This window comes from Rhizobium sp. 05N49, assembly GCF_056396805.1.
The window spans coordinates 1-13,217 of the sequence record NZ_JBFTME010000020.1 but is presented as its reverse complement, the minus strand read 5'-3'; the positions used below and the strand labels follow the sequence as shown (position 1 = coordinate 13,217).

Annotated in this window: 7 protein-coding genes; 6 read left to right on the top strand and 1 reads right to left on the bottom strand. The window is 59.9% G+C overall.

Annotation, left to right across the window (positions count from 1 at the left end):
- Positions 1–11 precede the first annotated feature (11 nt).
- The 6 genes from AC1DF8_RS28935 (at position 12) to AC1DF8_RS28910 (ending at position 10,464) form a co-directional block, all read left to right on the top strand.
- A complete protein-coding gene (locus tag AC1DF8_RS28935; RefSeq protein ID WP_478155981.1) occupies positions 12–1,055 on the top strand; it encodes an ABC transporter substrate-binding protein in 1,044 nt (347 codons plus the stop codon).
- Positions 1,056–1,065: 10 nt separating this feature from the next.
- Entirely contained in the window at positions 1,066–1,893 is an 828-nt protein-coding gene (locus tag AC1DF8_RS28930) for an ABC transporter permease (protein ID WP_478155979.1), read from the top strand.
- Entirely contained in the window at positions 1,886–2,704 is an 819-nt protein-coding gene (locus tag AC1DF8_RS28925) for an ABC transporter permease (protein WP_478155977.1), read from the top strand. Before AC1DF8_RS28930 ends, AC1DF8_RS28925 begins: the two co-directional genes overlap by 8 nt.
- Before the next feature lie 34 nt (positions 2,705–2,738).
- Positions 2,739–4,163, top strand: a complete 1,425-nt coding sequence (locus AC1DF8_RS28920) for a M24 family metallopeptidase (RefSeq protein WP_478155974.1) — start codon at positions 2,739–2,741, stop codon at positions 4,161–4,163.
- Position 4,164: 1 nt separating this feature from the next.
- Positions 4,165–4,815: a flavin reductase family protein gene (locus tag AC1DF8_RS28915; RefSeq protein ID WP_171430976.1), complete on the top strand. Its 651-nt coding sequence runs from the start codon at positions 4,165–4,167 to the stop codon at positions 4,813–4,815.
- 522 nt (positions 4,816–5,337) lie between these two features.
- Positions 5,338–10,464, top strand: a complete 5,127-nt coding sequence (locus tag AC1DF8_RS28910; protein ID WP_478156062.1) for a RecQ family ATP-dependent DNA helicase — start codon at positions 5,338–5,340, stop codon at positions 10,462–10,464.
- A 673-nt stretch (positions 10,465–11,137) separates the two neighbouring features.
- Here the strand turns inward: AC1DF8_RS28910 and AC1DF8_RS28905 are convergent.
- Positions 11,138–13,054: a phospholipase D family protein gene (locus AC1DF8_RS28905; RefSeq protein WP_478155972.1), complete on the bottom strand. Its 1,917-nt coding sequence runs from the start codon at positions 13,052–13,054 to the stop codon at positions 11,138–11,140.
- Between the last annotated feature and the right edge of the window lie 163 nt (positions 13,055–13,217).

Sequence of the window (13,217 nt, the reverse complement as noted above, 5' to 3'; positions counted from 1 at the left end):
GAGGTGACAGCATGAACGACTTCAACATGACACGCCGCTATTTCGGCCTTCTCGCTGCCGGCGTCGCCGCAGCCTCCGCAATGCCCTACGCGGCTCGTGCTGCAGCGGGCGAAACCGCAATCGCCGCGACCTTTCCTGGCAACTGGGAAGATGGCTATCGCAGCGTTCTGGGCCCGCTTGTCAAGGAGGCCGGCTATGGCCTGACCATCGCCCCGTCGATGGCGCAGGATCAGCTCGCCAAGGTCATGGCGAGCCCCGGCAACCCGCCTTACGACACGCTGCTGATGTCGCCGGGCCAGGTGGCAGTCGCCATCGAGAACGACATCATCCAGAAGATCGATCCAAGCCGTCTAAAGAACTGGAACATGCTGGATCCTGCCTTCCAGGGGGAATACGGCCCCACCGTGACCATCGAGGTCAACGGCATTGCCTACAATCCCGACCTCGTGCCGCGCCCGAAGGGCTATCGTGACCTGTTCGAAAACCCGGCCTATAGCGGCCTTGTCTCCTGGACCGGCTTCGGCTCGAACACGGCCGTTATGGCTTATACGGAGATGGCGAAGATCTTTGGCACCGGCCCGAACGACATGGATGCGGTCTTCAAGCTGTTCAAGGAGCATCCGGATCAACTGAAGGGCGTGGTCGACAGCACCAATCACCAAATGACGCTGTTCCAGCAGGGCGAAATCGCGGTCTTCATGTGCTCGACCGGCAACGTCGCTCGACTGAAGTCGATGGGCCTCAAGGCTGAGTATGTCGCACCGGAAAGCGGCGCGCCGGCAGCCCCTGTCAACATCCACCTGACCAAGGGCGCGAAGAACCTTGATGCGGCCTATGCCTATATGGACGCCGCCATCTCCAAGACCGCGCAGGACAAACTGAAACTACCGCCGACCGAGATGTTCCCGACCAACAAGGACGTCGCGCTCACCCCCGAAATCGAGGCCTATGTGACGCGCGAGCAGCTCGGCAACATGGTCTGTCCGGACTGGGTTGCCATCAACAAGAACCGCGCGGACTGGATCCGCCAGTTCGACGCTCTCGTCGCCGGCTGAGGGCAACACGATGAAGGCGGGCGGTTTTCCATACGTTATCCCGATGCTGTTGCTGTCGGTGGCGTTCTTTGCGACGCCGCTCGCCGTTCTCGTCGGTTTCAGCTTCACTGGGCCGAACGGGGCCACGCTGGCTAATTATGGCCGATTCTTCGGGGACGCGTTCAATTTCCGCGTCCTCCTCAACACGGCACGGCTCGGTCTGCTAACCGTTGCGGCCACCACGCTGCTCGGCGTCCCGATAGCGCTTCTCTACTGGCACAGTGGCAGGACGGCGCGTCAGGTCATCATCTTCCTGACGCTCATTCCGATGCTGACCAGCAATGTCGTGCGCACCTTCGCCTGGATCGTCATCCTCGGACGGCAGGGGCCGATCAGTGAATCACTGCTCGGGCTCGGACTCATCGGCGGACCTATATCATTGATGTTCACCGAACTCGGTCTCGTCATGGCCATGTGCCAGATCGATCTACCGCTGATCATCCTGCCTCTCGTCGCCATCCTGTCCCGCACGCCGGTTCAATATACCGAGGCGGCGCAGGTGTCCGGTGCCGGTCCCTGGCGCATCTTCGTCACGGTGCTCATCCCGCTGATGCTGCCGGGTCTGCTGGCAGGCTGGATTCTGGTCTTCGCTAGCACCAGCAGTTCGTTCGTCACGCAGGCCGTCATCGGCGGTGCGCGCAATGTCTATGTTCCGCAACTGATCTATCGCGAGGTCGGCACGCTGTTTGACTGGCCGCTGGCATCGGCGATCGCCGTCGTGCTGTTGCTGTCCACCGGTTGCCTGCTCGTTGCAATGACCATGATTTCCCGTCACAGGAGACTTGTCGGCCATGGCTAACAGACGCGAAAACCCCATCCCAGGCCTGCTCTACAAGTTCTTCGTCTTCGGTTTCGGCACCTTCGCCGTGATCTATCTTGTGGCGCCGATCGTCATCGCCCTGATGATGTCCTTCACCTCGGGTCAGACTTTGAAATATCCCCCCGAGGGCTTCTCGCTTCGCTGGTACGAGGCGCTGCTCGATCCCGTTCGCTCGGCGACGGAACATGCGGCTGCCTTCAACTCGCTGAAGATCGCAGGCCTTGCGGTTCTGGGATCGCTGCTCTTCGCGGTGCCGGCCACCATCGGCATGAGCCGGATGCGCAAGGGCACCGTCGGCGCCATCGAGCCTCTGCTTCTGTCGCCGCTCGTCCTGCCCAGCCTCGTCTACGGTCTGGCGGCGCTGATCGTCGCCAATTTCATCGGCTTCCAGCCGTCGCTCTGGCTGACCGTTGCCGGCCATGTCGTGGTCTTCGGTCCGCTGATGTACCGCGCGGCCTCCGTCGTCGCGCAAGGACTCAATCCATCGCTCGCGGAAGCATCGACCGTCATGGGCGCATCCTGGTTCACCACGCTTCGCCGGGTGACGCTGCCGCTGCTGATGCCGGGCATTCTCGCCGGCGCGTTTCTCGTCTTCATCCAGTCGCTGGACAATGTCTCGATCTCGCTTTTCCTTGCGGATGCCAAGACCACGGTCCTGCCGCTCCGGATGTTCGCGCTGATCGAGGAGTCGCTCGACGTTCGCGTCGCCGCGATCTCGGGCATCCTCATAGGCCTCACCCTGATCGTCATGCTCGTCGCAAGGCGCGTTCTCGCGCCGCGGCAGGCCTGATCAAACTCCAATAATAATCTGGAAGGAAACACCCATGACCCCTAGCGCAACCAAGTCAGGCTCCTATCGCGTCGGTTCACTGCTCGCCGATTTCCAGCCGGACTTCGATTTCGATGCACCTCTGCCGCTGCCGGTCGAGGAGTTCGAGGATCGCCTGCGCCGCATCCGCCGTCACGCTGTGGAAGCCGGGCACGATGCGCTAATCGTCCACACTGGGGGCGTCGGCTGGTTCCATACCTCCAATCACTATCTGCGCTATATCTGCGACTGGATGCGGGAGGGTGTGCTGATTATCCCGACCGACAGCGACAAGCCGTTGACGCTTCTGTCCTTCTTCACCCAGTCGGTGCTACTGCCACCCGGCGGCGAGCCGGTTCTGGTCGAGGACATCTGGCAGATCGGCCCGATCGGCCGCGAATATGCCGACCGTCCGGGCGACAGCGTCGTCAAGACGGCGGAGAAATGTGCCGAACTCCTGGCGGGCATGGGGCTCGCCAAGGCCCAGATCGGCCGCATCGGCGATCGGACGTCGCTGACCTTCTGGGCGGCGCTCGAGGAATTGATGCCGAAGACCAAATTCGTCGCCGACAACGCCATTCTCGACCGGATGCAGAAGGTCCGCTCGCCGCGCGAGATCACCATGTTCCGCGCCGCAGCCCAGCTCATCAGCATCGCCACGCAGGCGGCCTGTCATGTCGCCAAGCCCGGCGTGATCGACCATGAAATATACGCCGCGTTCACGCAGGCGCAGCTCACCTATGGCGGCGAGACGGGCGACGGCTACCAGATCGGCATCAACGAGTTCGGCACCCATTGCGGCAAGCCCTATGGCCATATCGTCCGGCCGGGTGACCTGATCAACCTCTATGTTTCCAACATCACCTATCGCGGCTATACGGCCCAGACCGCGCGCATGATCGCGGTCGGCGAAATCACCACGCGACAGGAAGAAGTGCTGGCCGCCTGCACAGAAGGCGTCAAGCGCGCCGAGAAGCTGATCCGCCCCGGCGCCCTGATGCGTGACGTCAACAACGCGGCCTTCGAACCGATGATCGAGCGTGGCATGCTGGCCTCACCCGAGGCCCGCACAATGCCCTACAACTGGGCGCCGATGGACGACGGCAGCGCCCGTCTCATCCCGCGCCAATACGTAAAGAACATCGACTGGGAGGCGCAGGGCCGCAAGCTGATGCATGTCTACCCGGCGACCCACGGGCCGCATAACCCCAATCTCGGCCACTCGGTCGGCATGGCCGGTGGGCAGAACAGCTTCAACATTTCCTCGCACAATTACGACCGGATGGAAGAGGGCATGGTCTTCGTGCTTCATACGCAATGGCTGGAACCGCTGTCGGCCGGGTGCAATGTCGGCGACATGTATGTCGTCACCAAGGATGGTTTCGAGAACCTCTCCCGCCACACCCCGCTTGAAACCCACCGCATCGCAGCCGAGGCCTGATATGTACGATCATACCCATTTCGACTTTTCCAGCCTCAACGAGCGCGAGCGCTACAAGATCCTGATCGGCACCGTGATCCCGCGGCCGATCGCGCTGGTGACGACCGTCAACAAGGACGGCCAGCCGAACGCCGGCCCCTTCAGCTTTTTCAATGTGCTCACCCACGATCCGGCCATCGTCGCCATCGGCGTCGAGAACTACGCCGACATGCGCTTCAAGGATACCGCCCGCAACATCCGGGAGACTGGCGAGTTCACAGTCCACATCTGCGATAATGCCCTCGTCGACCAGATGGAGGTCTGCGCCATCAAATTCGGCCCCGAGGTTGATGAGATGGAGGAGGCGGGCCTCGCTACCGTGCCCGGACAGATGGTCCGCAGCCCGCGAATCCTTGCGGCGCCGGCAGCCTTGGAATGCCGCCGCCACACCACTCTGCAAGTCGGCCCCGCCCGTGAGATCATCCTCGGCGAGGTCGTCGGCGTCTTCGTCCGCAGCGACGCGATTAATGCGTCAAATCTGCACATCGACCAGCAAATGATGGACGCCGTCGGCCGCATGGGTGGCCACACCTACACCCGTACGCGCGACCAGTTCGACGTCAAGACGCTGACGCCACAGGAGTGGGAAGGCCGGAAAGTGGCCGCAGAATAAGCCACGGTTAAACAAGGATGTCCCTAGATACCAAACGGGGTCCCCAGCCAATTTTCCTAGCCGCCTTCGAGCACGACGGATAGCCAACGGACTTCACTTTTCCGTGCGGAGATAGTAGCCAGTTTGGATCAAAAAATCAGTCAAAAAACGACTTGCCTAGGGACCCTGGATTCTCACGTGATTCCAATGACTTAATGGAAGGTCCTTGAAATCCCCTCTGTTTTCCCATCGCGAGCGACCGTGGATGCCACCTTTGTGCCCTGGCTTTGGGCATCAGTCAACGGGCTAGGTGAGCGGCAATAATTTCCGCGTGCGGGCCTGATGATTGTGGTCAGGTGGTCATAACACGCCCGGCGACTTCGGGCCTTCAACGCAGATTTTGTCAGGTCACATTACGGAACTGACTTGTACACGTGGCCATCCGGCAAAGTTCTTGTGTGCTACAACTTGAACGTTGACCTTTCGCCAAACACACGATCATGATCGCTTATCGTTTCATGACGTGAATAAAACTTGATGCATATGGCTGAGCCTTTCCAACTCCTGCTGCAGAGTTGCGTTTCGATCGACTTGGAAGTTGATCCTGCAACCGCAAGCATCTTCGCTTTTGCAGCAGTGCGAGATGATACTCGTCCCGCCATCTTGGCAAAAAAGCGCGATCTCGTGAAAGCCCTCGACCGCCTGGAGGCAGAAGCAACCGAGGGCGTGCATCTGCTCGGCCACAACATACTTCGGCATGACTTGCCTCATTTGTTTGCCGTGCGGCCTGGGCTGGCGAATGTCCTGCGATCACCGATAGACACTTTATGGCTCAATCCCCTCGCATTTCCGCGCAATCCCTATCATCACCTGGTCAAGCATTACCATGACGGGCGTCTGCAGGCGGGTCATGTCAACGATCCTGAACTGGATGCGCGACTGGTGTTTCAGGTGCTGCGCAATCAACTGGCGGCTTTGACGCAGCAGAACGCCGACGAGCCCGATGCCGTTGCAGCCTTTCATTTCCTTGCGACGAGAATGGAGAATTCAGGTGGGTTCGACGCAGTGTTTCGGGAGGTTCGCGGGGCTCCCGCGCCCGATCCTCTTGCGGCACAAGAAGCGATTTTCCGGCTTCTGGTGGGTCGCGCCTGCGAGAGAAGGCTTGAGCAGACGCTGGACCGCCTTTCTAATCCTCAGCTCGGTTGGCCGATGGCCTATGCTTTGTCCTGGATCCTGGTCGCGGGCGGGGATTCCGTCATGCCGCCCTGGGTGCGGGCGCAGTTCCGCGAGGCTTCCCTAATCGTGCGGTACTTGCGCGACGCCAATTGCAAAAGCCCGGATTGCACCTGGTGTAGCGAGAGGAACGACCCGGTGCGCGCGCTGTCGCGCTGGTTCGGGTTCTATGCTTTCCGCGCCGAACCCGTCGATGACATGGGTCGCCCCCTCCAGGAGCGGATCGTCGATGAGACGATGCGCGGGGCAAGTGTTCTCGGCATTCTGCCGACCGGCACCGGCAAATCGGTCTGCTATCAGATTCCCGCCCTCTCGAAGTTCGACAAGACCGGCGCACTGACGGTGGTGATCTCGCCGCTGGTCGCATTGATGGCCGATCAGGTTCAGGGCATGGCACGGGCAGGGATATCCTCTGCCGTGACCGTTAATGGCATGCTTTCGATGCCCGAGCGTCAGGATGCACTGGATCGTGTCCGCATGGGAGAGGCTGCGATGCTGCTGATCTCACCTGAGCAGTTGCGCAGCAACTCGGTGAGATCGGTCCTGGCACAGCGCGAGATCGGACTCTGGGTGTTGGACGAAGCGCATTGCGTGTCGAAGTGGGGCCACGATTTCCGACCTGACTACCGATATGTTAGCCGCTTCATCAAGGAATCTTCTGGCGATGAAACGCCCGCTCAGGTGCTCTGCCTGACTGCCACCGCCAAGCCAGAAGTGGTGCGGGACATACGAGATCATTTCAAGTCACGGCTTGGACGCGAACTTTTGCTGCTGGACGGTGGCGCAGTGCGCACCAATCTCAGTTTCGAGGTCCGGGCAACGCAGCGCGGCACCAAGTTGGCGGACATCCTCGATGTGATCGAGACCAAGCTRCCACAGGAGGGCGCTTCCGGTGCCGTGGTCTACTGCGCCACCCGAAGTGAGACACAGCGAGTAGCCGAGTTCCTCAAGCAGCAGGGTCTGTCCGCGGAACGGTTCCATGCCGGGCTGACGTCTGAGGAAAAGCGTGACATTCAGGAGCGATTTCGCGTCGGCGAGCTGCGAATTATTGCTGCGACCAACGCTTTCGGCATGGGGATCGACAAGCCCGATATCCGATTGGTGGTCCATGGCGACATTCCCGGATCACTGGAGAACTATCTTCAGGAAGCGGGGCGAGCGGGCCGTGACCGTGCCCATGCCAATTGCGTGCTGCTCTTCACTGAGGAGGACGTCGAGCGCCAGTTTTCGCTTTCGGCACGCTCGCGTCTGGCCCGGCACGAAATCGGCGCGATCCTGAAGGCCCTGCGGCGGCTTGACGAGCGGTCCAAAAAGACCGGCACAGTCGTTGCCACGTCGGGCGAAGTCGTGCGAGCTGAACGCGATCAGGAATTCGAGCGCGACACCAACACCGACGACACCAGGGTGAAGACCGCGGTGTCATGGCTGGAGGAAGCCACGCTGCTGAGCCGCGAGGAGAACAAGGTTCAGGTCTTCCCTTCATCGCTCAGGATCCGCAATCTGGAGGAAGCCGAGGCGATTTTGGCCAGGGCCGCGATCACCGGCACCCGTCGCAAGCAGCTCCTGGATATCACGCGCCATTTGATGAATGCGCCGCCCGATCAGGGCATTTCCACCGACGAGCTGGCCGGGATCAGTGGATTCACAGGTGGTATGCTGAACAAGGCGCTGGCCGATCTTGAGGCGCTCGGGATCGCCCGCAACGACGTTGTGGTCACGATATTTGTCCATGTTGCGGTGGATGGTCATTCGCAGCAGCGTCTGGCGCAGGCCGCGCGGCTTGAAACGGCGCTGATTGCCCTGATGCGGGAGGCCGCCCCGGATGCTGAAGGCGCCGGAGACATTCCCTTGCATCTGGCTGAAACCTGCCAGGCGCTCCGCAATCAGGGGCACAGCGCAGTGCGGCCCGACATCGTGGAGAAGCTCTTGCGTAGCATGGGCCGCGACGGGCGCGATCAGGATGGTGGTAAGGGAAATCTGCGGCTGCGCAAGGCTTCGCGCAACACGTTGATGGTCACGCTGCAACGGTCTTGGCAGGCGTTGGAACAGACAGCAATCCTGCGGCAGCAGGGGGCAGAACGATTGCTAGGGCACCTTCTGGGCAAGTTGCCGAAGGGTAGCCGCGGCAAGGACCTCCAGGTCGAGACCACGATGGGTGACCTGCTCGCCACCCTGACAGGAGACGCTCTGCTGCGCGGCAGCGGCATTCAGGACATGACAAGACTGATGGAGCGCGCACTCCTGTGGCTGCACGAGCAGGAGGTTGTGACCCTCGGCAAGGGACTGACTATTTTCCGGCAGGCGATGACGGTTCACTTGAACCCTTCGGGCGGCCAGTTCACCGTAAAGGATTTCACACCCCTGGAGGATCACTACACGGAGCAGACCATCCAGACCCATGTGATGGCGGCCTATGCAGAAAAGGGCCTGGCCGCGATGGAGCAGGCGCTGCGGCTGTCCGAGGATTACTTTGTGCTAGACGGCGACGCCTTTCTGCGCCGCTGGATGCCCGGCAAGGGCGGGGAAATCCGGCGTCAGACTACTGGTAGCTCTTGGAAGACGATCGTCGAGGCGCTGAAGAATTCAGTCCAACAAGAGATTGTCGCTGACGACCGGGACCAGACAAATGTCCTCGTCCTGGCCGGACCGGGTTCGGGCAAGACGCGCGTTCTGGTGCATCGCATCGCCTACCTGATCCGTGTTCGCCGCGAGGATCCCCGCGGCATCCTGGTGCTGACCTACAACCGCCATGCCGCCGCCGAGATACGTATCCGGCTGCGGCACCTGATCGGCGATGATGCGGCTGCCGTGACCATATCCACTTGCCACGCGCTTGCGATGCGTTTGGTCGGTGCGAGCTTTGCCGGAACTGCGAGCGAGACGTCCCACGACTTCGACGGGATCGTTTTGGAAGCCGTGCGCCAGTTGAACGGCGAAGGACTGAGCAAACCGGAGGCAGAGGCACAACGTGATACCCTGATTCAAGGCTATCGCTGGATTCTGGTGGACGAGTATCAGGACATTGGCCCGGAGGAGTATGCGCTGATTTCCGCCGTCGCGGGACGCTCGTTGGACGATAAGGAGCTTCGGCTCAGCCTGTTTGCGGTGGGCGACGACGATCAGAACATCTACGCATTCGCCGGGGCATCCATCCGCTTCATCCGCCAGTTCGAGGTCGACTATAGCGCTCGACCGATGTTCCTAGTCGAGAACTATCGCTCGACTGGACACATCGTTGCGGCGGCCAATGCAGTCATCGCGCCAGCCGCCGCCCGTATGAAGGCCGGCCACGACATCGCCATCGATCGCAAGCGCAGCAAGGCGCCGCCCGGCGGAGAGATGGAGGCGCTCGATCCGGTGGCCCGTGGGCGTGTGCAAGTGCTGGACTGCCCATCGGGTGATGTGGCACAGGCGATAACAGCGATCGATGAACTCGTGCGACTATCGAACCTTGATCCGGAGTGGAGTTGGTCGCGCGCCGCGGTCATTGCTCGCGACTGGCGGCGTTTGGCTCCGGTGCGAGCCTATGCCGAAACGCTGGGCATTCCGGTGGAGATGGCAAATGAGAGCCTGCCCAGCATCTGGCGTTTGCGCGAAATGCAGCAGTTCATCGACGTCCTGCGCCGCGATACTACACGCCTGTTGGGCGTCCGCGATCTGGTGGATGTGCTGAACGCGATACCGGCCAACCGCTGGACGGACCTGATCGCCGAAGGCATCGCCGCGCTGGCCAAAGAGCTCGCGAACAAAACCATGCCCGTACCTGACCTCGTCGAGTGGTTCGCTGAGTGGACCCATGATGCGCGCGGGGATCAGCGCGCGTTGCTGCTGCTGACGGCGCATCGATCGAAAGGCCTGGAGTTCGACGCTGTTGTCATCCTGAATGGCGGTTGGGACAGGCCCTCTAAGGGTGAGGATCCCGATGCGCCGCGCCGACTTTTTTATGTCGCCATGACCAGAGCGCGACGTAGCCTAGCCATCATCGCCGAAGGACAGCATCCATTCGTCGCGTGCGACGAAGAGCATGTGTTGCGCCGCACGGCGCCAGCCATCTCCGATGGCGCCGATTTTCACGCTGCACTATACCAAGTGCCGAATCTAAAGACCGTGGACCTGTCGTGGGCCGGACGCCTCGGCCCTGGTCACCCCTCGCTTACCGCAATCTCGGAGGCAAAAGCCGGAGACCCAATTAAGATCGTGCACGATGGCTCCGCTTGGATGATGCAGAACTCAAGGGGGCAAGCGCTTGGACGCATGGCCAAAAGCTGGTCACCTCCCGAGGGTCTCAGCTTCCTCCGAGGCGAGGTCGGTGCGATCGTACGCTGGCGCAAGGCCGACAACCAAGAAGAGTTCCGGGTACACCTCCACAGAGATGTATGGGAGGCGGTCGTGCCAGAGCTTGTCTTCGGAAAACAGCTCAGGTTTGAGCCCGTTTGAGATTTTTGTCGTTCCCGACTAAATGTCTGCTTCCGGATCGGTTACACTGGAGCCGTTGAGTATGTTAGCCGTGACATTGCCGTAGCTCGCCGCTCCTTTTTGGGGATGCGCCAGAAAAGATCCCTAGCCAGCATTTACCAGCCACCCCTACACGAAGAATGGCCTAAGGAACTGCGGTTAACATCGTCCAAGCAGTTGAGAAGGCGCCGCTTTTCTGTGTGCGAGATAGCCGCCAATCTGGACAAAAAAATCGCTCACAAATTGTTTTTGCCTGGAGAGGCTTGGATTTTTACATGATTTCAACGACTTAGTGTAAAAGCCTGGAAATCCCCTCTGTTTTCCCATCGCGAGCGACCGTGGATGCCACCTTTGTGCCCTAGAGATCTGGGCATAGTCAACCGGGCGGGCGAGCGGCAATAATTTCCGCTTTCCAACCTCAGGTTTGCGGCGAGGCGGCCATAAAGCGCCCCGCCTCTTTGCGCCCCCTGTTCGGTCGTCAGCGCGAATTCGCCGCTCGCCGAAAGCCGCCGTCGCAGCGCGAAGCGTTAGGTCGCGCTGGCCATTTGCAATGGTCGAGGGCGCCAAAGCGGAGCGGTTCATGATCAGTGCCGTCTGCGCACGACGCGGCTTAATGGCTGCGCGGCCCAGAAATCTTCGTCATGGCCTATATCGCTCATGGTGATTTCCCCAAGGCCAATCGAGCTGCAAACCGCTCTGCGAGCTTAGCCTGAATTTGATCGTAGTAAAGCTGATCTTGCGACAGGACCGCCAATATTGCCTTCGTCTGCACCGCGAGGTCGGCCGTTACACGCAATAGAGGCTGCACGAGAGTGGCCGCCTTTTTCTCAGATTTCACGGCCTGCAGCGCGGCCTGGCCAGCCCAGTTCGCTAGAGCGAGGTACTCGATGACGCGGTGTTGCTCCGCCTCATCCGGCTGGACAGTCAGGTGTTGCAGCGCCCTGGTCGCTGAACCGAAATGCAGCAGCAGTAGACGCCCTATAAGTCTTGGCCAATCATGGCCGTCGATCTTATAAATAGGCAGGATTTGGGAGGAAGTAGCTTTTCCTGAGATAGGCTGCGCGTGAGCCAAAATGATCTGCAACAGCGCCCTCACCCTGACCATTTCAGAAGTTGTAATGCTTTGCCCTGTCAGAGCCTTACATCGCCTGCTGAACGCATCCACCGCATCTTGAAACTTCTTAGCGGTTGCAAGGTTTGCGGCGGCATCCGCCTTGCTTTCAAGACTTGTAGCCAGAGGCTCTTCTATATTGCACACGTCTTCGGTCGAGATGGGCTCTCTCGAACGCAAGTCGATGTTGTTTTCATTCTCAATCGCCTGGTCCTCAATCGCGGCAAGGTCCACGCCAACGAGATCTATCATTCGGTTCAGGCAAATGCTGAGCATGTTCACGGCTCGGTCTCGAGAACTGTGAAGATAAACTCCGTAGCGGCTGCCACTAAGTTCCGAGCGAGTTCGCGCCTTAATGAAGTCATCGTAGGTTAGCGGCTGATATGTTTTCGCCTCGCTGTCGGCCTTTTCATGCGCCGCTCGCGCGAGATCAGTCTGCTGTCCCGCGTGCACGGCATCCTCGATTTCTTCGAGGTCGCTAAGACACTCGTAGATGTCGAGCCCCTCGACGTCTGCCTCAAGAAGCTTATCGAAGAGACGCTTTTTCTTGCCACGCTTTGGCGGAAGCGTTGATTGGGCAAGCGTATCCAAATCCACTACAGCAATGGGTGCAGAAAAAGATCCGCCTGAGAAGACGGTCTTTCCGTAGCGCGGCTTTGACTCAGAGAGTACGGCGGCAGCAGCGATGCTTTCGCCGTGGGGCTCCAAGCTCGGAAGATAGTTCCCCTGCTTATCGAAGAGTTCTATCCGCTCTACACCGACATGCAGGTTCTGAGGCGCTTTCCATTTAAGGACGCCAGATTGAAGGGTCAGTGTGCCACCATCAGCCGCCACCTCGGCAGCTTCTTGCTCTGCGAGCGGTAGCTCTAGCTTCGCAACCTCCTCAATCCTTAGCGCGTTTTGCCGATAATCACTCAGGCCCAGCAGGCCAAGCGCCGTGCCGGGAAAGTTGCGTTTATAAATTGCTGCCTCGGCATTGCCTCCGGCAACTGGCCCCATCAGGGCCGGATAGGTGCAATTCATACTACCTGAAATGACGTGATCGAAGGCTTTCCCACGCGCGATGATCAGCTTGGCGTGTAAGAAGCGGTTCGCTGCGTTCTCGCTGATATCAAAAAGCGAAACGTCTGCGATCTTGGAGAGCGCGGCGGACGGGAACCCATTTTCTCGGTCTATCAGCAGATGTGTTTTTGGACTCTTAAGGACTGCCTGCAGTCGGGCCAAACCTTCAAGTTGAGTATCCCAATACGGTGATACTACAACGAGCTCGCTGATAGGGTCATCGCCAACCGAGAGCCTGATTTGTTCGAGAACGCTCAGGTCTTGCCGATCGAAGAGAACGTTTAGCTGTGCAGTTCCGGATGCGTTGAAAGCGGGTTCGCTTCCGTATCCTTGCAGCCAGTTTGCGCTCCCTAAAGCGCGCTCTAAGCTAATTCTGAACCACTGATCATCTTCAGGCACATAGCGCCTGAGATGTAAGCGCGATTTTCGATGCGCCTTGACGGCTTCTTCAGGGGTAATCGCGCACGGATGCTAGCGGTACCCAGCTTTATTGGGCATTTGTCTTGGAGTAGTTGAACGGCAAAAGGTCGCCGATTTCGGCCGCTTCTTTGCGCTGCGGCAA

Bases quoted from the DNA above. Each gene is read 5' to 3' on its own strand.
- AC1DF8_RS28935 (WP_478155981.1), top strand. From the start codon at position 12: ATGAACGACTTCAACATGACACGCCGCTATTTCGGCCTTCTCGCTGCC.
- AC1DF8_RS28930 (WP_478155979.1), top strand. From the start codon at position 1,066: ATGAAGGCGGGCGGTTTTCCATACGTTATCCCGATGCTGTTGCTGTCG.
- AC1DF8_RS28925 (WP_478155977.1), top strand. From the start codon at position 1,886: ATGGCTAACAGACGCGAAAACCCCATCCCAGGCCTGCTCTACAAGTTC.
- AC1DF8_RS28920 (WP_478155974.1), top strand. From the start codon at position 2,739: ATGACCCCTAGCGCAACCAAGTCAGGCTCCTATCGCGTCGGTTCACTG.
- AC1DF8_RS28915 (WP_171430976.1), top strand. From the start codon at position 4,165: ATGTACGATCATACCCATTTCGACTTTTCCAGCCTCAACGAGCGCGAG.